This is a genomic window from Streptomyces xanthophaeus (assembly GCF_000725805.1).
Taxonomy (GTDB): Bacteria; Actinomycetota; Actinomycetes; order Streptomycetales; family Streptomycetaceae; genus Streptomyces; species Streptomyces xanthophaeus.
On the sequence record NZ_KL647137.1, the window covers coordinates 186944 to 207048 of the forward strand.

General features: G+C 74.4%; 21 protein-coding genes. 11 read left to right on the plus strand and 10 right to left on the minus strand.

Features of this window, described 5'->3' with window-relative positions; translation table 11 throughout:
* The first annotated feature begins 27 nt into the window (after nucleotides 1–27).
* Nucleotides 28–852, plus strand: a complete 825-nt coding sequence (locus tag IO30_RS42510; RefSeq protein WP_063768499.1) for a hypothetical protein — start codon at nucleotides 28–30, stop codon at nucleotides 850–852.
* Nucleotides 853–1252: 400 nt separating this feature from the next.
* Here IO30_RS42510 and IO30_RS0138730 read toward each other — a convergent pair whose 3' ends face one another.
* Together IO30_RS0138730 and IO30_RS0138735 are read right to left on the minus strand one after the other, a co-directional pair.
* Nucleotides 1253–2869 (minus strand): hypothetical protein, encoded by a 1617-nt coding sequence (locus IO30_RS0138730; RefSeq protein WP_031151224.1) that lies wholly within the window; start codon nucleotides 2867–2869, stop codon nucleotides 1253–1255.
* A complete protein-coding gene (locus IO30_RS0138735; RefSeq protein WP_031151225.1) occupies nucleotides 2866–3804 on the minus strand; it encodes a LysR family transcriptional regulator in 939 nt (312 codons plus the stop codon). Before IO30_RS0138735 ends, IO30_RS0138730 begins: the two co-directional genes overlap by 4 nt.
* 71 nt (nucleotides 3805–3875) lie before the next feature.
* On the opposite strand from IO30_RS0138735, the gene IO30_RS0138740 reads away from it, so the two are divergent.
* Nucleotides 3876–4850, plus strand: coding sequence for a Rossmann-fold NAD(P)-binding domain-containing protein (locus IO30_RS0138740; protein ID WP_031151227.1), 975 nt, complete (start codon nucleotides 3876–3878; stop codon nucleotides 4848–4850).
* Between the two features lie 59 nt (nucleotides 4851–4909).
* On the opposite strand, the gene IO30_RS0138745 is transcribed toward IO30_RS0138740, so the two are convergent.
* On the minus strand, nucleotides 4910–5389 hold the full coding sequence (locus IO30_RS0138745) for a hypothetical protein (RefSeq protein ID WP_157853462.1): 480 nt from the start codon (nucleotides 5387–5389) through the stop codon (nucleotides 4910–4912).
* Between the two features lie 109 nt (nucleotides 5390–5498).
* Between IO30_RS0138745 and IO30_RS0138750 the strand changes: the two genes are divergently transcribed.
* Nucleotides 5499–6605 carry a DUF2330 domain-containing protein gene (locus IO30_RS0138750; RefSeq protein ID WP_031152049.1) on the plus strand — a complete coding sequence of 369 codons (1107 nt, stop codon included), beginning with the start codon at nucleotides 5499–5501 and terminating at the stop codon, nucleotides 6603–6605.
* On the opposite strand, the gene IO30_RS0138755 is transcribed toward IO30_RS0138750, so the two are convergent.
* On the minus strand, nucleotides 6538–7629 hold the full coding sequence (locus IO30_RS0138755; RefSeq protein ID WP_051858824.1) for a zinc-dependent alcohol dehydrogenase family protein: 1092 nt from the start codon (nucleotides 7627–7629) through the stop codon (nucleotides 6538–6540). The genes IO30_RS0138750 and IO30_RS0138755 overlap by 68 nt on opposite strands.
* A gap of 130 nt (nucleotides 7630–7759) precedes the next feature.
* On the opposite strand from IO30_RS0138755, the gene IO30_RS47795 reads away from it, so the two are divergent.
* Nucleotides 7760–7882, plus strand: a complete 123-nt coding sequence (locus tag IO30_RS47795) for a hypothetical protein (protein ID WP_267886440.1) — start codon at nucleotides 7760–7762, stop codon at nucleotides 7880–7882.
* Nucleotides 7883–7918: 36 nt separating this feature from the next.
* Here IO30_RS47795 and IO30_RS0138765 read toward each other — a convergent pair whose 3' ends face one another.
* From IO30_RS0138765 to IO30_RS0138775, 3 genes are all read right to left on the minus strand, one after another.
* Complete coding sequence (locus tag IO30_RS0138765) at nucleotides 7919–8773, minus strand: DMT family transporter (RefSeq protein ID WP_031151234.1); 855 nt, start codon at nucleotides 8771–8773, stop codon at nucleotides 7919–7921.
* A 179-nt stretch (nucleotides 8774–8952) separates the two neighbouring features.
* Nucleotides 8953–9756, minus strand: coding sequence for an ATP-grasp domain-containing protein (locus IO30_RS0138770; RefSeq protein WP_031151235.1), 804 nt, complete (start codon nucleotides 9754–9756; stop codon nucleotides 8953–8955).
* Nucleotides 9753–10667, minus strand: coding sequence for an ATP-grasp domain-containing protein (locus IO30_RS0138775; RefSeq protein WP_031151236.1), 915 nt, complete (start codon nucleotides 10665–10667; stop codon nucleotides 9753–9755). Before IO30_RS0138775 ends, IO30_RS0138770 begins: the two co-directional genes overlap by 4 nt.
* A 376-nt stretch (nucleotides 10668–11043) precedes the next feature.
* On the opposite strand from IO30_RS0138775, the gene IO30_RS0138780 reads away from it, so the two are divergent.
* The 7 genes from IO30_RS0138780 to IO30_RS0138810 are packed head-to-tail and all read left to right on the plus strand — an operon-like array spanning nucleotide 11044 to nucleotide 17168.
* Nucleotides 11044–12549: a sensor histidine kinase gene (locus tag IO30_RS0138780; RefSeq protein ID WP_031151237.1), complete on the plus strand. Its 1506-nt coding sequence runs from the start codon at nucleotides 11044–11046 to the stop codon at nucleotides 12547–12549.
* Complete coding sequence (locus tag IO30_RS0138785) at nucleotides 12546–12947, plus strand: roadblock/LC7 domain-containing protein (protein WP_031151239.1); 402 nt, start codon at nucleotides 12546–12548, stop codon at nucleotides 12945–12947. Before IO30_RS0138780 ends, IO30_RS0138785 begins: the two co-directional genes overlap by 4 nt.
* On the plus strand, nucleotides 12944–13297 hold the full coding sequence (locus tag IO30_RS0138790; protein ID WP_031151241.1) for a DUF742 domain-containing protein: 354 nt from the start codon (nucleotides 12944–12946) through the stop codon (nucleotides 13295–13297). Before IO30_RS0138785 ends, IO30_RS0138790 begins: the two co-directional genes overlap by 4 nt.
* Entirely contained in the window at nucleotides 13278–13910 is a 633-nt protein-coding gene (locus tag IO30_RS0138795; RefSeq protein ID WP_031151242.1) for a GTP-binding protein, read from the plus strand. Before IO30_RS0138790 ends, IO30_RS0138795 begins: the two co-directional genes overlap by 20 nt.
* Entirely contained in the window at nucleotides 13907–15154 is a 1248-nt protein-coding gene (locus IO30_RS0138800) for a cytochrome P450 (RefSeq protein ID WP_031151244.1), read from the plus strand. Before IO30_RS0138795 ends, IO30_RS0138800 begins: the two co-directional genes overlap by 4 nt.
* Complete coding sequence (locus IO30_RS0138805) at nucleotides 15151–16386, plus strand: cytochrome P450 family protein (protein WP_051858822.1); 1236 nt, start codon at nucleotides 15151–15153, stop codon at nucleotides 16384–16386. The genes IO30_RS0138800 and IO30_RS0138805 overlap by 4 nt, the downstream gene beginning before the upstream one ends.
* Nucleotides 16387–16436: 50 nt before the next feature.
* Entirely contained in the window at nucleotides 16437–17168 is a 732-nt protein-coding gene (locus IO30_RS0138810; RefSeq protein ID WP_031151247.1) for a DUF7873 family protein, read from the plus strand.
* Between the two features lie 434 nt (nucleotides 17169–17602).
* Here the strand turns inward: IO30_RS0138810 and IO30_RS0138815 are convergent, their stop codons facing one another.
* The 3 genes from IO30_RS0138815 to IO30_RS0138825 form a co-directional block, all read right to left on the minus strand.
* Nucleotides 17603–18325 carry an anti-sigma factor family protein gene (locus tag IO30_RS0138815; protein ID WP_031151248.1) on the minus strand — a complete coding sequence of 241 codons (723 nt, stop codon included), beginning with the start codon at nucleotides 18323–18325 and terminating at the stop codon, nucleotides 17603–17605.
* Nucleotides 18322–18933 carry a sigma-70 family RNA polymerase sigma factor gene (locus IO30_RS0138820; RefSeq protein ID WP_031151250.1) on the minus strand — a complete coding sequence of 204 codons (612 nt, stop codon included), beginning with the start codon at nucleotides 18931–18933 and terminating at the stop codon, nucleotides 18322–18324. The genes IO30_RS0138815 and IO30_RS0138820 overlap by 4 nt, the downstream gene beginning before the upstream one ends.
* Before the next feature lie 83 nt (nucleotides 18934–19016).
* Entirely contained in the window at nucleotides 19017–20015 is a 999-nt protein-coding gene (locus IO30_RS0138825) for a DUF1996 domain-containing protein (protein ID WP_031151251.1), read from the minus strand.
* Nucleotides 20016–20105: the final 90 nt, after the last annotated feature.

Sequence of the window (20105 nt, forward strand, 5' to 3'; positions counted from 1 at the left end):
GGGCGGTGATGACCGACAGTGGGCGGCGTGGATGTCGAAGAGGTCATCGATGCGCTGTACGCGCTGACGCCCGCGCAGTTCACGGCGGCGCGGGACGAGGCCGCGGCCGGGGCGAAGCGGGCGGGGGACCCGGCGGCGGCGAAACGGATCGCGGCGCTGCGCCGGCCCACGCGCGCGGCCTGGACGTCGAACCTGCTGGTCCGGGCGAATCCGGAGGAGGCCGGGCAGTTCTGCCAGCTCGGCGAGGCGCTGCGGGAGGCCCACCGGTCGCTGGACGGGGAGCAGTTGCGCGAGCTCTCGCACGAGCAGCACGTGGTGATCGGCGCGCTGGCGAGGGAGGCGGTGCGGCTGGCCGCGGAGGCGGGGACGCCGGTCTCCGAAACGGTGGTGCGGGAGGTCGAGCAGATCCTGCGGGCCGTCCTCGCCGATCCGGACGCGGCCGAGGCATGGACCTCGGGCCGACTGGTGAAACCTCCGGCCGCGGTGACGGAGTTCCCCGCCCTGGCCCCGGACGCGGCGCGGCCGGCCCCGCCACCGCCCGCGCCGGAGCCGGGGCCCGGTCACCGGGCCGCCGAGGCCGTGGCGGCGGCCCGGGCCGCGGCGCGGGAGGCGGAAGAGGCCGCGCAGACCAGGGAGGAGGAACTCCGGACCGCCGAGGAGGCACACGCGCGGGCGGCCGAGGAGGCGGAGCGCGCCGACGCCGCCCGGGACCGGGCGCACGAGGCCGAGACCACGGCCGCGGAACGGGTGCACACGGCAGCCCGGACGGCCGAGGAGGCCCGCCGCCGTGCGGACACGGCAGCCCGCCACCTCCACGCCCTGACGGACGGACCGATCCCCGAGGACCCCTGACCGCCCACCGCGCGGCTCCGGGCCCGCCACCCGCATGGCGTGAGGGGACGGGCCGAGCCCGGGGACCCTGACCGCCCACGGCGCCGTTCCGGGACCCGCAACCTGCACGCCCTGGCGGATGGGTCGCGCCTCAGGGACCCCTGACCGCCCACCGCCCACCGCGCGGCTCCGGGGCCCGCCACCTGTATGGCGTGAGGGACGGGCCGAGCCCCGGGGACCCCCGCCCGCCACCGTGCGGCTCCGGGGCCCCGGATGAGGGGGACCGGCGTCGGCGGGTTCCGACCTGGTCCCCGCGGGACGTCGGCGCGTACTGCGCCGGGGGACCGTGGAGCCCGACCGGTCGGCGGCCACCGGGCGTTGCCCGGCGACCGGCCCTTCGGCCCGGAGATGGCAGCGGCCGTTACGGTGCCGCAGCGGTGGGCGGCCGCCGCTCGGCGCAGCGGGTGACGAGCTTGTCCATCAGGGCCGTCGGCAGCGAGGGGTTGGAGGCCCCGGCCCGCGCGAGCGCACGGGAGGGTCCCGCCAGCAGGTCTGCGAGGACCGACGGCGCCAGCGCCGGGTGGGCGGCCGCGTACTGCCCCGCCCTGGAATCGGCCAGGCACGGCAGCAGTGCCTCGGCCGTCGCCCGGGGGTGCACGGCGATCTCGTACAGGGCCCGGCGTACGGGTGGCTCGTGGCGGGCCAGCTCCGCCAGCAGGGTGCCCGGCGCGTCCGGGCTGGCGGCGACCCGGGCCAGCACCTGTACGCCGTGCCGCGCGACCATGGCGCGCAGCCGCTCCTCGGACAGGCCCGGGTGCGGGGCCACGGCCTTGACCACCGAGGCGTCCGGGTCGGCGGCCAGCGCGTCCCGCAACTCCGGTGGCAGATCGTGCCGTTCGGCCACCCGCATGCGTACGGCCCCGTGCGGGGACGCGGCCAGCTCCGCCAGCTCGGCCGTCGTGGCGGCGCTGATCCGCGGTAGCGGTCCCGGCCCGGCCGCGCCCACGACGGCCGGCTGCGCGAGCAGGTCCAAGGGCAGCCGGGGGTGCTGGGCGACGCGCCTGCGGACCTCCCGCTCCGGGTCGGCGGCCAGCGCGCGGACCAGGGACTCGCCGATCGCTGGGTTCGCGGCGACCGCGTCCCGCACCTGGGGGGCCGGGTCCAGGGCGAGCCGCTCGTACAACGCCTCCGGCAGATCGGTGCGTTCGGCGAGCTCCCAGCGGACCGGCACCGAGGGGTGCCCGATCAGGGAGGCCGCCGCCTCGGCCGGGGTGCTCGGGTTCCGTGCCGTCCATTGCAGGGTCTCCAGGACGGTCGACCCGTGCGAGCCGTCACAGGCGGCGTCCGGGCGCAGCCGGCAGTCGGGCAGCAGGCAGTCGGGGTCGTGGCGGAAGGGGATCTCCTCCTGGTCGCAGACCAGGCAGGAGGTGGCCGCCGGGAGCCCGTCGCCGGTGATCAGAGCCGCGAGCGCCTCCGGCGGTACGGACTCGTTGCAGGACGCGGCCCGGCGGACCTCGGCGTGCGGGTGGCGGGCCAGACCGGCCGCCACCTCGGCGGGCGCCCACAGCGCGAGCTCCGCGACCACCGCCACCTCCGGGTCGGCGGCCAGGAGAGGCGCCGCCTCGGCCGGCAGGACCGGGCACGAGGCGAGCTTCTCCCGGACCAGGGGGTCCGGGTGCGCGGCGAGGAGGCGGGCCCACGCGGGCGGGGCGGTACCCGAGTCGAGCAGGGCGACCGCGACGTACGGCTGTGCCTCCAGGTCGATGTCGGCCGCCGCCGGCTTCCCCTCGTAGGCCAGGTGCAGAGCGGTGTGCTCCGCGTACGCGGCGAGCGCCACCGTCTGGGCGCGGCTGAGATCGGCGCGGTCGGCGAGCTCGTCCGCGAGCGCGTCCATGAAGTTTTCGTCGAAGTCCTCGTCGAAGTCCTCGTCCCCCGCCCCGGCAGCGGGCCCCGCGGCCAGGAGGGCGAGGAGCCGGTCCGTCAGCCGGGGCGGCAGCGCGGGGTTGGCGGCGAGCCCGAGCAGCAGGGAGTGGTTCACCGGCCGGCTCCGGGCTCCGGGGCGGCGTCCGCGGCGGCAGCGCCGGCGGCGGCGGCGGTCAGGGCCGAGGCGAGGGCCTCGGTGTAGGGCCGCGGGCGGCGCCGTCGGGCGGTGGCGACGCCGATGTGCCGGGCCGGGCGGGGCGCTGCGACCCGTACCGCGACGAGGCCCGGCCCCGGGGCCAGTGCGACCTCCGGGACCAGGGAGACGCCGACGCCCGCCGCGACCAGGGACTGCGCGAAGAAGTAGTCGGTGGTGGAGGCCGCCACCTGGAGCCCGAAACCGGCGAGTTCCGCGTACCGGCGCAGGAAGGTCTCGGTCTTCAGGCAGCCGAGCACCCAGCGGTCGCCGGAGAGTTCGGCCGGACCGAGCGAGGGCCGGTCCGCGAGGCGGTGGCCGCGCGGCAGGACCAGCCACAGCGGGTCCTCCATCAGCGGGGTCCAGTCCAGCCCGGAACGCCCGCCCGCCGGTACCGGCGGCGGCCCGTCGAAGTGATAGGCCAGGGCGAGGTCGGCGGTTCCGGTGCGCACCATCGGCAGTGCCGTCTCCGGTTCGCCCTCCAGCACGGTCAGCTCCACCTCCGGGTGCGCGGCGACGAAACGGGACAGGGCGCCGGGAAGGAGATGCCGGCCGCCGCTGGCGAAGGTGGCGACGGTGAGACGGGGCCGGTCCCCGGTCAGCCGGTCGATCTCGTGGCGGACCTGGTCCAGTTCGGCGGATATCGTCTCGGCCGCCTCGACCAGCAGCCGCCCGGCCGCGGTGAGCGTGATCCCGCGGGTGCTGCGCACGGCCACCGGATGGCCGAGGGTGCGTTCGAGCGCGGCGATCTGCTGGGACACGGCCGAAGGGGTCAGGAGCAGTGCGCCGGCGGCCTTGTTGAAGCTGCCGTGCTCGGCCACGGCCCGCAGGACGCGGAGCCGCTGAACATCGATCATCAGTTTTCCTTACGACGTGTTCAGCAGCTCATCGGTTCCGCTGGGGACGATACAACGGCAGGCTCGCAGCCATGGGAAAGATTCTGGTCATCGGAGGCAGCCGGTACTTCGGGAAGACCCTGGTCGCGCGGATGCGCGACGCCGGGGACGAGGTCACCGTCCTCAACCGGGGCTCCGCCGACCCGCCGCCCGGCGTCCGCCGGCTCGTAGCCGACCGTGACGACGAGGAGGTCCTGCGGGCGGCGCTGGGTCCACGGGATTTCGACGTCGTCCTCGACCAGGTCTGCTACACGCCGCACCAGGCCGCCGTCGCCCGGCGGGCCTTCGCCGGTCGCGCCGGGCGGTACGTGATGACCTCGACGATGGAGGTGTACGACCCGGCCACGCTTTCCGCCGGGGCCGCGTTCCCCGCCCCGGCCGCCGGCCGGGCCCCGCTCGCCGAGGACCGCCTCGACCCCCTGCGCACGCCGTCCGTGCCGGGACTTTCCTGGCAGGACCCCGCGCAGGTGGAGCGCGTCCTCGGCCCCGCGACCGCCTACGCCGAGGGCAAGCGGCAGGCCGAGGCGGTCTTCCTGCGCGATCCGGTCTTCCCGTACGTCAGCGTGCGCGCCGCCCACGTCCTCGGGGGCGGCCGCGAGGACTTCACCGGCAGGCTCGCCCACTACGTCGGGCGGATCGGGGCCGGAGTCCCGGTCGAGGTCCACGAGGCCCCGTACGCGACCTCGTTCATCCACCACCGGGAGATCGCGGGCTTCCTCCACTGGGCCGCGGGGGAGACCTTCACCGGGCCGGTGAACGCGGCCTCGCACGGTGCGCCGGACGTCACCGCCCTGTGCGAGGCGGTCGCCGCGCGGCTCGGGCGGCGACCGCACTACCGGCTCGTGGCGCAGGGCGCCCCCGCCTCGCCCTTCTCCTTCGACCGGGGGTACGCCATGGACAACAGCCGGGCCGCCGGGCTGGGCCACCGCTTCGGCCGGGTCGCCGACTGGCTGCCGAGCGCGGTCGACGCCGCCGCGCACGCCCTCACCGACCGGCCGGCGCGCTGACCTCTGCGGGACGGCCGGCAGCCGTGCCCGGACCGGGCCCCGGTCCGGGCACGGGGCAGTTACGTCGGCAGCCCGAGGATCTCCACGATGCCCTCGGCGTAGGCGGCGGTCACCGAGCCCGGGGTGCCCGCCGCCTCCCGGTGCAGCTCGGGCAGGGCCCTGCGGATGAACGCGGAGGACTGCCCGTACAGGCCCGCCTCGTGGGAGGTCCCGTCGTCCTCGGCGCCGAGCAGGACCAGCACCGTCCACAGCAGCGCCTCGCGGGTGGTCCGGCGCGGCGGGCCCGCGGACCACACGGCCATCAGCACCCCGGACACCGCCGGAGCGGGCGGGGCCAGCCGTTTCCCCGCGAAGGCGTGCCCCTCCAGTGCCCGGAACGCGGCCGGGTGCCCCTCGGCCGCAGCCCACAGCGTGTCCTCGAGGTGCTGCGCGGAACGCCCGCAGCCGCACTCGATGGACGCCCAGTCGTGCCGCGCGATCTCCGCCGCCACCGTGTCCGGTACCAACGGGCTGCTGCGCGGGTTGTCCATGCCTCTCATGGGAGGAGTATGCGTTTCGGCCACGCCGGGGACCAGAGGCACCCGGTGAGGTCCACCCGGCCGGGCCCGGAACCGGATTTCCCGGCCCCACGTCTGAGGTCCCGTGCGTATGAAACGAAGAATCCTCACGCTCCTGTTCGCCCTGCTCGTCACCCAGCTCGGCTCCCTGATCAGCCCGGCCTACGCATGCGGCTGCGGGGCGATGGTCCCCGACGGCCAGTCCGTGATCGGGGTCGACCGCGAGACCTCCGTCGTGCGCTGGGACGGCCGGACCGAGCAGATCGTGATGCGGTTCACCGTGGGCGGGGACGCCCGCAAGGCCGCCTGGATCATGCCGGTGCCCGGGCGGGCCACCGTGGAACTGGGCGATGCGGACCTGTTCGGCGAACTGGCTCAGATGACCAGGCCCGAGCGCAGGACGCGTACCTACTTCTGGCCGCGCGAGGACGACTGGCCGTTCTCCTCGGGCCGCCGGGACGGGGCCGGCGCCATGGCCCCCGGCACCGCCGACCCGGGCGTCGGCGTCGTCGGCCGCGAACGGCTCGGGGACTTCGACGTGGCCCGGCTCACCGCCACCGACCCGGACGCACTGAAGGACTGGCTGGAATCCAACGGCTTCCGGCTCCCCGACCGCCTCGCCGCGGAGGTCAAGCCCTACGTCGACCAGGGCTGGGAGTACGTCGCCGTGCGCCTCGCCCCGCGGGAGCAGGGCAGGCCGCTGCGCGGCGACCTCGACCCGCTGCGGATCCGCTTCGACAGCGACCGGCTCGTCTACCCGATGCGCCTGTCGCGGATGGCCCGCACCAGCCAGTCGCTCGGCCTGTACGTACTGGCCGACCACCGGATGGAGCCCGTCTCCGCGATCGGCGGGAACGCACCGAAGGTGACCTTCGCGGGCAGGATCGCGCCCGAGGACGGCCCGCTCGCCGAACTCACCGGCGGCAAGAAGGTCTTCCTGACCGCGATCGACCAGAGATTCCCCGAGCCGGGCCGCATCGACGCCGACCACGAGCTGCGCGCCACCGCCGAGGACACCCCGTACCGCCGGGCCGTCTACCGCGACGAACTGCTCACGGTGGGGGACGGCATCCCGGTGTGGCTCCTGACCGTCTCCGCCGCCCTGGTGGCCCTGGCGGCCGGAGCAGGCCTCACCGCGAGGGCCCGCCGCCGTCGCCGGGCCGCGGCGGCGATTCCGGCGTCGACCCCGGCAGGATGACCGTGACCCCGCGGCCCGGCGCGGTGCCCATCGCGGCCAGGGCCGCGGGGGCCGCGTCCAGCGGGATCGTCGAGGTGACCAGCAGGTCCGGGCGCAGCAGCCCGCCCCGGACCATTTCCATCATCGGCGGGTAGGCGTGCGCGGCCATCCCGTGGCTGCCGAGGACCTCCAGCTCCCAGCCGATCACCCGCTCCATCGGCAGCGGGGCCGGACCGGCCGCCGCGGGCAGCAGCCCGACCTGCACGTGACGGCCCCGCCTGCGCAGCCCGCCCACCGAGGCCGCCGCCGTGGCCGGGGACCCCAGGGCGTCGAGCGAGAGCTGCGCGCCCCCGCCGGTCAGCTCCCGCACCGCCGCGGCCGTGTCCGTCACGGCGCGGGCGTCCACGGTGTGCGCGGCGCCGAGCCTCCGTGCCAGCTCCAGCGCGCCGGGCGCGGTGTCGACGGCGACCACCCGGGCCCCGGCCGCGGCCGCGATCATCACGGCGGAGAGCCCCACGCCGCCGCAGCCGTGCACCGCCACCCACTCGCCCGCCGCCACCCGCCCCCGGGCGACCACGGCCCGGAACGCCGTCGCGAAGCGGCAGCCGAGTCCGGCGGCCGTCGCGTACGACAGCTCCTCGGGCACGGCCACCAGATTGACGTCGGCCCGGTCGAGGGCCACGTACTCGGCGAAGGAACCCCAGTGCGTGAACCCGGGCTGCGTCTGGTGCGGACACACCTGGTGGTCACCGGCCGCGCAGTCGGGGCAGGTACCGCAGGCGCTGACGAACGGGGCCGTCACCCGGTCGCCTGGCCGCCAGCCGGTCACGCCCGCGCCCACGGCCTCGACCACACCGGCGAGTTCGTGGCCGGGCACGTGCGGCAGCACGATGTCCGGATCGTGTCCCATCCAGCCGTGCCAGTCGCTGCGGCACAGTCCGGTGGCCTCCACCCGCACCACGACCCCGCCCGCCGACGGCACGGGATCCGCCACCTCCGTGACCTCGGGCAACTCCTCGTACCGTTCGAACACCACCGCGCGCACGGTCCCGCCCTCCGCTCGACTGCCCGTACGCTACCCGGCCTTGTCGGGCCCGCGGGGCGGTGGCAGGCTGCCGGGTACTGCCGCCTCGGGCGGCAGCCGACCGGACCAGAGCCCGACCACAGGGGGAACCATGAACCGCAAGCGGACAGCCGCCGTCGTCTCCGTCCTGCTCGCCTTCGCCGTCACCGTGCTCGGTGCGGGAGCCCAGGCCCACGCGGCCGCGGGGGAGAAGAAGGTCGAGGTCATCAAGTAGCCCCACCGGGGCGGCCCGGGCGGGGACGGCGGCGGCTCAGGGCGCGGCCTCCCCCTCCCGGGCCAGGGCGAACACCCCGGCGCAGATGAGGGCGATGCCGAGCAGTTGGGGCAGCAGCCACCAGTGGGCCCGCAGGTGTTCCTCGTACAGGACCACCCCCAGCGCGACGCTCACGCCCGCGTCGCCGAGGGTCAGCGCGGGCTGGGAGGCGACCAGCGGGCCTCCCTGCATGGCGTGTTCGAGCAGCAGCAGGGCCGCGATGCCGGTGACGCCGAAGGCGTAGGTCTGCCAGGTGGTGAGGAACGCGCCGATGCCCCGCTCGTCGAGGATGTGCACGGAGGACTTCATCAGGGCGGCCGTGAGCGCGTAGCAGACTGCGGTGGCGGCCCCGAGGCAGCCGGCCCGGGCGCGGCCCGGGGGACGGCGCAGCCCGGTCACGGCCAGGGCGGTGACCACGACCGCGCAGACGGCCAGGGACAGGCCCCACCGGTCGAGCGGTACGTGGGTGCGGTTGCCGTCGGGGGAGGCGGCGATCAGCACGATCCCGAGCCCGGCCACCACCCCGGCGACGGCCAGCCACAGGGCACCGGAGAGCCGCTGGCGGGCCATCAGCGAGGCGATGAGCAGGGCAAGGGGGAGTTCGAGCACGAAGAGGGGCTGTACGAGGGCCAGTGCGCCGGTGGCCAGGGCGAGGGCCTGTCCCACTCCGGCCGCGATCACGGCGAGGATCCCGGCGACCCACAGCGGGCGCCGCAGGAGGTCGAGGACCAGGCCGATCCGGAAGCCGTCGCTCTGGGGCACGGTGAGGGCGGCCCGCCGCTGGAGCACGGTGGCGAGCGCATTGCTCAGCGCCGCGAACAGCGCGAAGAGGACCGGCAGGACGACGCCCATGGCCCGATCCTCGTGGCGTCCGCCGCCCGTCGGCGCCGCGACACCGCCCCGGTCCCGGAGCGGAGCGCGCATTCCCCCTTCCGGTCCCGTCGGGTCACGTCCGGTCCCGGTACGGACCCGTCGGGGTCTTGCGGGTCTTGCGGGGCCGGTGCGCGGCCACGCTCGGCCGTTCAGGCCGTTCAGGCCGAACCGGCGGCTCCGGACGCGCGGTGCAGGGCCAGGGCCGCGAGGGCCTCGGGGGCGCCCTCCTGGCCGCGGATGCCGGGGAAGGCGTTGACGTCGACGATCAGCGGCTTCCCGGCGCCGGTGTCGATGAGGTCGACTCCGTAGACGTCCAGCGAGAACACCGCGCCCACCTCGCGCACCAGGGCGGCCCAGCCCGGCGGCAGCCGGTCGAGCGGGAGCGGCAGGGTGGGCCCGCGGCCCTGCGGGGACAGCTCCGACCGGCGCAGGGCCGCGAAGACCCGGTCCCCGACCGCCCACAGCTTGTGGTCCCAGCCGTCGTTGGGTGCGAACGCCTGGACCACGACCGGCTCCTGCGGCCACGCGGCCAGCAGCCCGGCCACGTCACCGGGCCCGTCCATCCGGGCGACCAGGTCGCCCCGGTGGCTGTGGCGGCTCTTGACCACCACGGGGGAGGAGGGCGGTCCGGCCTCGGCCCACCCGGTGAGGGAGCCGTAGGTGGCGGTCGCGGCGAAGGGCAGGCCGGAGCCCAGGGCGAGCTCGGCCATCCGGGTCCGGTCCTGGACCAGCGCGGTCGCCGCCGCGGAGTTCAGCACGGCCGCGCCCCGCTGCTCCAGGGACCGCGCGAGCTCCAGGGCCTGCGGGGTCCGCGACTTCAGCAGGTACACGTCGGCCGGTTGCCGCGGCGCACCGGCCGTACGCGGATCGAGGGCCTCGACGGTGTGCTCGCGGGCCAGCAGGGCGGTGGTCGCCGCCAGCAGCGGATGGCCGGGTTCCGGTGTGATCAGGCCGACCCTCACGCGCCGTCACCCGCCCCCGCCGTCGCCGTGGCGGCCGTCGCCTGCGCCGGGATGGACAGCGGCAGCGGTGCGTGCGGTCGCAGGTACGGGGCCGTGGAGCCGCCCTCCCGGGCCAGCTCCAGCACCGCCCGGGCCACCCGGGCGGCGGCGTCCGGTACCTGACGGAAGCTCGGGAAGTCGTTCACGTCGACCACGACCGGCCCTTCCGGGCCGAGCAGCACGTCGACTCCGTACAGGTCGAGCCCGTACACCGACCCCACCTGCGCGGCGATCGCGGCGACCTCCGCCGACAGCGGAACCCGGCGTTCGCGCACCGCGGGGTCCGGGTGCAGCGGGGAGCAGCGCTCGGTCGCGAACAGCTCGCCGCCGACCCCGTACACCTTGAGGTCGGTGCCCGCATTGGGCACGTACGGCTGGGCGATGAGCATGCCCTCGCCCGTCAGCCGGGGCAGCGTCGCCTCCAGCCGCTCCGGCGAGGACACCAGGTGCACGGCCCGGCCGGAGCTGCCGTCGGAGGGCTTGACCACCAGGGGGTACTCCGCCTCCGGTATCTCGCGGAGCAGTTCGGGGCGGGCCACCGCATAGGTGGGCGGCAGCGGGAGGCCGCGGCCGCGCCCGATGGCGGCGGCCAGGGCCTTGTCGCGCACGCCCCGGATCGAGCGGGCGTCGTTGACCGTGGTCGCGCCGGCCGCTGCGGCGGCCTCCAGGAGGGTCAGCCCGGGTCCGCCGGACACCGTCTTGAGCACCCAGGCGTCGTGCGCCCCCGCGTCCACGGCCTCGGACATGCGCAGCAGGGAGCCGCCCGGCCGCAGCACGTCCACGTGGTGACCCCATGAGGTCAGTTGCCGGATCACCTCGTTCGGCATGCCGTCGTGGCGGTAGTGCTCCTCCACCAGGAAGCAGAGCCTCATGGACCTTCCCCATATTCCCCGGACGTCCGCCGATTCCGTCCGGCGAGTTGTGACGCCACAGGATGTCATGGACCGCAATGTGCCGATCGGTCCGCGTCGGTCCCTCCTGTGCCCCCGGCGGTCGGCGGCCCGGGGCGGCCCGGCAGGGTCCGGCGGACAACCCGGGTGTCCCGCAGGGGTGGTTCGGACGTGCGAGGTCCGGTTGCCGGCCTCGAAGGTGGGTCAAAAATCGCTTCAAAACAACCCTTAGTGATCACTTCCTCACATGGAGATGGTCAAGGGCTTTTCAAATCGATCAATAACTCTCCTATAGTTGCCCCTGGTTACCCCAGGAAACCATTTTCCTCCGTTCCCGCCCGGTATGAGGCCTTGATCGATGACGGCGCCCCCTTCCCCCCTCCGCCCCTCCGCGCTCGCCCTGCTGGTCACCGCAGCGGCCACCGGCGCGCTCTGCACGGCGGCGGTGGCCGCGGCCCCCGCGTCCGTACGCGTGCCCCTCGCCTGGTTCTGCGGTGCGGGCGCGCTGCTGCTCGCCGTCGCCGCCTTCGCCGTGGTCTGGTCGACGCGCACCTCCCGCCTGCTGCGCCGCCGGGTCTCCGGCCTCACCGGGGAACTGGCCGCGCGTGACGCCCACATCGCCCGGCTGACCGCCGACGGAGCGCGCGACGCGGCAGCGCACACCGCCGAGCGGGGCAGGCTGCTGCACGTCCACGCCGCCGAACTGGAAGGCCTGCAGGCCACCCACGCCGCCGAGCTCGGCGCGCTCGCCGCCACCGGGGCGGCCACCCGCGAACACCTCGGGGAAGAACTGCGCCGGGCCCGCTCCGGCCGGGCCGCAGCCATGGCGGCCGCGGCCAACGCGGCCGGCCGCATGCAGGCCCTCGCCACCGGGATGCTCGCCGACCTGCGCGACATGGAGCACCGGCACGCCGACGAGGACGTCCTCGGCGACCTGCTCCACCTCGACCACCGCACCGCCCAGGCGGGCCGCCTCGCCGACTCCATCGCCGTGCTCACCGGGGCCCGTTCGGGCCGCCGCTGGGCCAAGCCGATCGTCATGGAATCGGTGCTGCGCGGCGCCATGGGCCGGATCGGCAGCTACCAGCGGGTCCGGCTGCACTCCACCAGCCAGGCCGCCGTCGCCGGGCACGCCGCCGAGGGCGTCATGCACGCCCTGGCCGAACTCCTCGACAACGCCGCGAACTTCTCCCCGCCCACCGCCGAGGTCCACGTGTACGTGGAGGAGGTGCCCGCCGGGATCGTCATCACCGTCGAGGACAGCGGACTCGTCATGAGCGAGGTCCAGCTGCGCCGGGCCGAACAGGCGGTCAGCGCCGAGTCGCTGGACCTGGCCGGGCTCTCGGGCACCCGACTCGGCCTCGCCGTCGTCGGCCGCCTGGCCCGCAAGCACGGCCTCACCGTCTCCTTCCGGCCGTCCGCCCGCGGCGGTACCGGCGCCCTGATGATGCTGCCGCACGAGCTGATCAGCCGTACCCCGGCCGAGACGGCCCCCGCACCGCAGGCCGCCGCCCAGCCGGAGCCCGCCGAGGCCCCGGAGCCCGCCGCCGCGCCCGCCGGCGCCGGCCGCGCGGGGGACCGTACGCCCGCCCCCGCGGGTACCCCCGCCCCGCAGGGGGGATCCACCGGAGCCGCCCCGGCTCCCGAGACCGGTGAGAGCGGGCTGCCCCAGCGGCGCCGCGGCCGCACCCTGGCCGCCGCCCACCCCGAAGGGCCCGCCACCGCGGGCCCGGCACCCCGTACGAACGCCACCCCCGCCGACGCGTCCCGGCCCGCCACCCGCTTCGGCAGCTTCCGGCAGGCCGTCCGCGGCGCCTCGGCGCACCCCACGAACCCCCAGAACCCGGAAGGCACCGCGCAATGACCGGCTCCACCACCGACGAGACGCTCAGCTGGCTCCTGGAAGGCCTCCTGGAGCGCACCCCCGGCGCCCGCCACGCCCTCGTGCTCTCCCGCGACGGCCTCAAGCTGTGCCGCACCCCGGAGCTCTCCGTCGACCAGGCCGACCAGCTCGCCGCGATCGCCGCCGGCATCCAGAGCCTCTCGCACGGGGCGTCCATCGAGTTCGGCGACGGGACCGGCGGAGTCCGCTCCGCCATGGCCGAGTTCTACGGCGGGATCCTCTTCATCGTCGAAGCCGGAGAGGGCGCCCACCTCGCGCTCGTCGCCTCCGAGGACGCCGACGCGGGCCTGGCCGGACACAACATGTCCGAACTGGTCGAGCAGCTCGGCGAGCACCTCGTCGCCCGGCCCCGGGGGTGAGCAGGGGCCGACCGGCCCGGGACGACTCCCCGGACCGGCTCTACACCCTCACCGGCGGCCGCAGCCGCTCCGGCTCCGACGCCTTCGACCTGGTCACCCTGATCGTCGCCGAATGCGACCCGGTCCCCGGCATGCAGTCGGAGCACACGGCCATCCTGCGCATGTGCCAGTACCCGACGGCGGTCGTGGAGATCGCGGCCGACCTCGGCCTGCCCGTGTCCATCGTCCGGATCCTCCTCGCCGACCTGCTCGGCACCGGGCGGATCAGCGCCCGCCACCCCCGCACGACGTACAGCCTTCCCGACCCCGACATCCTGGAGCAGGTGCTCGTTGGACTCCGCAGCCTCTGACGCGATCCCCGATCAGCGTCGCCAGACCCTGCACAGCACCGCCGACAACGGCCTGAAGATCGTGATCGTCGGTGGTTTCGGAGTCGGCAAGACCACCATGGTCCGCTCGGTCAGCGAGATCCGTCCGCTGAACACCGAGGAGACCATGACGCAGGCCGGCGAGGCCGTCGACGACACCGACCAGGTCGCCTCCAAGACCGCCACCACCGTCGCCTTCGACTTCGGCCGCATCACCCTCGACGCGCGCAACGTGCTGTACCTCTTCGGCGCCCCCGGCCAGGAGCGGTTCTGGTTCCTGTGGGACCGGCTGTTCGCCGGCACCCTCGGCGCCGTCGTCCTCGTCGACACCCGCCGCCTCGCCGACTCCTGGTACGCCATCGACCGCCTCGAACACCACGGCACGCCCTTCGTCGTCGCCTGCAACGACTTCGGCGGACCCGCGCACACCGAGGAACAGGTCCGGGCCGCCCTCGACCTGCCGCCCGAGGTCCCGCTGGTGTTCTGCGACGCCCGCTCCCGGGAGTCCAGCAAGCACGTCCTGATCTCCCTCGTCCAGCACCTGCAGACGGCCGCCCGCACGCACCAGCCGAAGACCCCGGAGCCCACCCCGTGACCACCCCCGCCGCACCGGCAGCCCCAGAGCCCGGCCCCGTCCCGCTCAGCGGCCCCCGGTTCCAGACCGACCCCATCGGGCTGTACCGCGAGATGCGCCGCGACCACGGCGCCGTCGCCCCGGTCGTCCTGGACGGCGACGTACCGGCCTGGCTCGTCCTCGGCTACCGCGAACTCCACCAGGTCACCAGCGACCCCGCGCTCTTCTCCCGCGACTCCGACCTGTGGAACCAGTGGGACCGCATCCCCGCCGACTGGCCGCTGCTCCCGATGATCGGCCGCAAGCAGCCCTCGATCCTCTACACCGTCGGCGAACGCCACCGCGAACGCGCCGCCCTGATCAGCGGCGCCCTGGAATCCATCGACCCCTTCGAACTCAAGGGCCACGCCGAGCGGTTCGCCGACGAGCTCATCGACGGCCTGTGCGGCAAGGGCGCCTGCGACATCGTCGGCGAGTACGCGATGCTCCTGCCGCTGCGCGTCCTCGCCCGGATCTACGGCTTCTCCGACGAGCAGGGCCCCGGGCTCGTCACCGCCATGAACGACATGATCAACGGCCGTGAGGGGGCCCTGGAGGGCCAGCGCCACCTCGGCGGTTCGATGTACGCGCTGCTCACCGCCAAGCAGGCTGCGCCCGGCCCGGACGTCGTCTCCCGGATGCTCGCCGACCGCGCGGACTTCACCGTCGAGGAGATCGCCCAGGACCTCATGGTCATGATGGCCGCCGGCCACCAGCCCACCGCCGACTGGATCGGCAACTCGCTGCGCCTGATGCTCACCGACCCCCGCTTCGAGGCCTCCCTGGCGGGCGGCCGGCACAGCGTCGGCGAAGCGATGAACGAAGTCCTGTGGGAGGACACCCCCACCCAGAACGTGGCCGGCCGCTGGGCCTCCCGCGACACCCACCTCGCCGGACGGCGCATCGCCCGCGGCGACCTGCTGCTGCTCGGCCTCGCCGCCGCCAACGCCGACCCGCAGGTACGCACCGACGCGGGCGCCCTCACCGGCGGCAACAGTGCCTTCCTCTCCTTCGGACACGGCGAACACCGCTGCCCGTTCCCCGCCCAGGAGATCGCCGAGGTCATCGCGCGCACCGGCATCGAGGTCCTCCTCGACCGGCTGCCCGACGTCGACCTCGCGGTACCCGCCGGCGCGCTCACCCGCCGGCCGTCCCCCTGGCTGCGCGGACTGACCGAACTCCCGGTGACCTACACCCCGACCCCCGCCCTTGGAGCCTCCAGATGACGTGCCCCATCGACCACTCCGCCGCCGCACCCCTCACGCTGGACCCCTTCGTCGCCGACCTCGACGCGGAGAGCGCCGCCCTGCGCGCCGCGGGCCCGCTGGTGCGGGTCGTCCTGCCGGGCGGCGTCGGCGTCTACGCCGTCACCCGCCACGCGGAGGCAAGAGCCCTGCTGACCGACTCCCGGGTGGTCAAGGACATCGAGGTCTGGGGTGCCTGGCAGCGCGGCGAGATACCCCTGGACTGGCCGCTGATCGGCCTCGCCAACCCCGGGCGTTCGATGCTCACCGTCGACGGCGACGAGCACCGCCGCCTGCGCACCCTCGTCGCGCAGGCCCTGACCGTACGGCGGGTGGAGAAGCTGCGGGCGGGCATCGAGGCCCTGACCACCGGCATGCTCGACCGGCTGGCGGCCCGGCCGGCCGGTGAACGCGTCGACCTGAAGGCCGAGTTCGCCTACCCGCTGCCCATGAACGTCATCAGCGAACTGATGGGCGTGGACGCCGCCCTGCACCCGCAGCTCAAGGGGCTCTTCGAGAAGTTCTTCTCGACGCAGACCCGCCCCGAGGAAGTGCCGCAGATGATGGCGGACCTCGGCGCGCTCTTCTCCCGCATCGTGGAGTCCAAGCGCGAGAACCCGGGCGACGACCTGACCAGCGCGCTGATCGCCGCCTCGGAGAACGGTGACCGGCTCACCACCGAGGAGATCACCAACACCCTCCAGCTCATGGTGGCGGCCGGCCACGAGACCACCATCAGCCTGATCGTCAACGCGGTCGTCGCCCTCCAGACCCACCCCGAGCAGCGCGCCCGCGTCCTCAAGGGCGAGGTCCCCTGGGAGAACGTGATCGAGGAGACCCTGCGCTGGTCCACCCCGACCTCGCACGTGCTGATCCGCTTCGCCGCCGAGGACGTCGAGGTCGGCGACCGGACCCTGCCCAAGGGCGAGGGCCTGATCGTCTCCTTCGGAGCCATCGGCCGCGACGAGGAGCAGCACGGCCCCACGGCGGGGGAGTTCGACGTCACCCGCACCCCGAACCGCCACATCTCCTTCGGCCACGGCCCGCACGTGTGCCCCGGCGCCGCCCTGTCCCGGCTGGAGGCGCTGGTCGCCCTCCCGGCGCTGTACGCCCGGTTCCCCGACCTCACCCTCGCCGTGGCGCCCGAAGAGCTCCGCAACAAGCCGATCCTGACCCAGAACGACCTCTTCGACCTCCCCGTCCACCTGTCCTGACCGGCGAAATTCGCATGTGCGCCCGCCCCGTCCCCTGTTAGGTTCATCGCGTGCCGAAGCTGAATCAGATCATCGCAGTGGAAAAGGGCGTCAAGTCCAAGTCCCTCCAAGAGCTCTCGCAGGCTCACCACGACGTCCAGAAGCCCGCCCTGCTGGCCGGCATCTCCCGGACCTACCAGCCCAAGGACGAGGAGGGCGAGCAACTGCCCCCGGAGTCCACGCGGGTGCAGGTCAAGGCCGAGGACGTGCTGCGGGCCACGGCGGGGACGCTGACGCGGCTGTTCGACGTGACGGCCACCAAGGACTGGGCGAACCGCACGGCCTCGGCCGACGTGGTCGTCGACGGCTCCGTCCTGCTGGAGCAGGTGCCCGTGCCGTACCTGCTGTTCCTGGAGAAGCAGCTCACGGACATGCACACCTTCGTGCGGAAGCTGCCGGTGCTGGACGCCTCGGAGTCCTGGAACCTGGACCCGTCCACGGACTCCTGGAAGACGGACCCGGTCCGCACCATCCGCACGAAGAAGGTGCCGCGCAACCACGTCAAGGCCGAGGCGACCGAGAAGCACCCGGCGCAGGTCGAGGTGTACTACGAGGACGTGCCCGTCGGCTACTGGACGACGGTGAAGTTCTCCGGAGCGCTGCCCGCGCGGAGGGTGAACGAGCTCCTCGACCGCGTCGAACGGCTCCAGCAGGCGGTCAAGTTCGCCCGCGAGGAGGCCAACAGCACCGAGGTCGACGACCAGCGGGTCGGTGACGCGGTGTTCGGCTACCTGTTCAGGTAGCCCCGAGATCGCCCCCCGTTCGAGCGGGGGGTGCGCGAGAGCGCAAGCTGAAACTGATGTTGAAGCTGAACCAGGGGTGACAGTTGGGGGTTCGAATCCCTCCCCCGGCACTGCGTGCCGGGGTGGCCCAAGCCCGGTAGAGGCGGCCCCGTCAAACTCAGATTCTCGCTCCAGTCTCAGTATTCGCCGCCGAACACCGGATCGACCGAGCGTGGACGATCATCGACGGATGGGGGTTCAAGTCCCTCCTGCGCCTCTTCCGTGGCGCGGTAGTTCAAAGGCAGAACACGTCGGTCTCAATATGATCCGCGGCTCTTAAACGCCGCCGGTGTGCGCAATTGGGTGGCAAACAGGGGCCCGGGAGCTGGACATGCTCCCGGGCCCTGTCACGTTCCGGGCCCCTTCCCCGCCGTCCGCGGGGCCGGGACCGCGGATCACACCGGTACGGACACGAACACCTTGCCCGCCTCGTTCTCGACGAGGACCGCCTTGACGTCGCCCGGGTCCACGGCCGCCGAACCGTCCAGCGCCGCCCCCTTGCCCTCGCCGTTCTGCTGGCCGCCCACGACCCAGCCGCCCGCGGTGCGGCGCGTACCGTCCTGGGCGACGACGACCAGCCGGCAGCGCTCGCCCTGGGGGATCCCCGTCACGGCGGCGTTCACCCGCACCCACTGCGGGGCCGGTGTCACCTGTACGTTCATCCGCGCACCCGTCACCCGGTCGGTGGCCGAGGCCACCTTGGTCCCGGCCGGGAGCGAGGGCGCCGCCGAGACCGACGGGGACGGCTCGGGAGGCAGCGCCCGGGCCTGCGGATCGGCGCCGCCCAGCTGCGCCCCCGCCCAGAACACGGCGGCCAGCGAGGCCGCGGCGGCCAGACCCGCCACACCCATGCGGCGGCGCCGATCCCCTGACCGTTCGCCGCGCATCTGCCGCAGCGTCCGCTGGAGCAGCAGGTCACCGCCCTGCGGCGGCCCGTCGAGGAACGCCTCCTCGGGCACCTCACCGAGCGCCAGCTCCATCTCGCGCAATGCAGTCACCTCCTCCCGGCACTGCACGCAGCCCTCGATGTGTTCCCCGATCCGAAGGGCTTCCTCGCCGTCCAGGACGCCGAGCACGTACGGGCCGAGCAGTTCCTCCTCGTGTCGCTGCCTGTTCATGCCACCACCTCACGCAGTCCGGCGGGCTGCTGGGGCGGCCTGCCGTTTCGTTTTCCTGTTCTCGAGCCGTTCTCCCTGGCCCTGTTGTCCGTGAAGACCTCGCGCAGGGCCTTGAGCGCGTAGTGCGAACGCGATTTGACCGTGCCCGCGGGGATGCCGAGGCTGTCGGCGGCCTCCGCGACGCTGAGCTGCCGGTAGTACAACTCCTTCAGCACGTCCCGGTGTTCCGGCGAGAGCTGGTCGAGGGCCCCCAGGACCGTCATCGAGTCCACGACGGAGTCGGCGTGGTCCTCCTCCACCGGGGGAGCGGCCGCTTCCCCGGAGACCTCCGGGGGACGGGCGGCCTTGGCCCGGTACCGGTCGGTGATGATGTTGCGGGCCACCGTCAGCAGCCAGCCGCGCACCGAACCCTTCCCGTTGACCAGGACATCGGAGTGCCGCCAGGCCCGGATGAGGGTCTCCTGGACCACGTCCTCGGCGGCGGCCCGGTCTCCGGTCAGCCGCGTGGCGTACGCGAGCAGGGCGTGGCCGTGCTCCTCGTACACCGATTTGATCAGTGCCTCATCGGTCGAGCCCCGCCGAGTGCGGGGCCACAGTGGTCCGGCCATCTCACCCTCTCCGTCTTCCTCGTTTACGTGGTGCGGACGGAACACGCCCTGGGGGCGCGGGCGGTTCACGTGACGTACGTCACTCAGGTCCGGCAGGTGCGGCCGGTGTTGAGGCAGTCGGTCACCGCGGCCATCTGCTGCTCGGTCATGGCGTTCACGAACATCGCGTGGTCGGTCTTCGGGCTGTGCCGCTGCTCGGGGAAGGAGTCGAGGGCGACCGGCGCGCCCGCGGGGACCTCGTAGGCCAGGGAGACGCGCAGTTCGGGCACGGGGAAGGTGCCCCGCGGACAGGCGCCGCCCGCGGCGGGGAACCGCAGGTGCGAGCGGTGCCCGGCGGAGGCGGTGTCGATGCCGTTCCAGCAGCTGGGGAAGGTCAGGGTGCGCGTGAGGAGTTCGCCCTCGGGGCAGCGGGGGTAGAGGGTGGTGGTCCGGTCGGGGGAGCCGGAGCAGCCCCAGCGGGCCCGTACGTCGGTGTCGCTGCCCGCGGTGCGGGCGACGGCGTCGCCGGTCATCCCGCGCAGGAACCGCGGCATGGGCACCACCTTGGTCGCCGGGTTCCCGCGGAACTCCACCAGGACCGAGGCCTCCGGCAGGATCTGCCCGGTGTTGCCGTGCCCCGCCGCGCTCTCGTACGGCCGCGTGCCCGGCCGGTCCGGGCGGCGCAGGACGGGCCAGTAGTACGTGGACCGGTCGCCGCCCGTACAGCTCGTGGGGGCCGCGGCCAGGGACTCGTCGCTCGACATGGCGTCGGCGGACAGGTTGCCCACGTAGGCGTGCGTGTGGTGGGCCCCGGTCCGCAGCCCGGGCGAGACCACGAGGTTGTCCTCGTTGTAGTGGCCCTCCGCGTTGCGGCCGCAGTCCACCACCACCGAGCCCGTCGAGGCGTCGGGCCCCGGGGCGGGCGGGCGGTCCGGGGTGCGCGGTACGTCGCGTATGTCCACGAAGTCGGAGGGTGCCGGACCGGCGGCTCCGGCCGCGTGCTGCGGACCCGCCGCCCGCGAGGCGCCGAGGACGGCGGCGAGCAGCCCGCCGCCCAGGACCAGGCAGACGACGAGCGCGAGCAGGCGGTGTTCGTTCCCCATGGCGGTCACGGTCGCCGGTGGCGCCACCGGCGTCAACCTGGCATCCGCATGGCGGGCGGCGCACCGCCGCTTTTCCGCCCACGTCGCGCT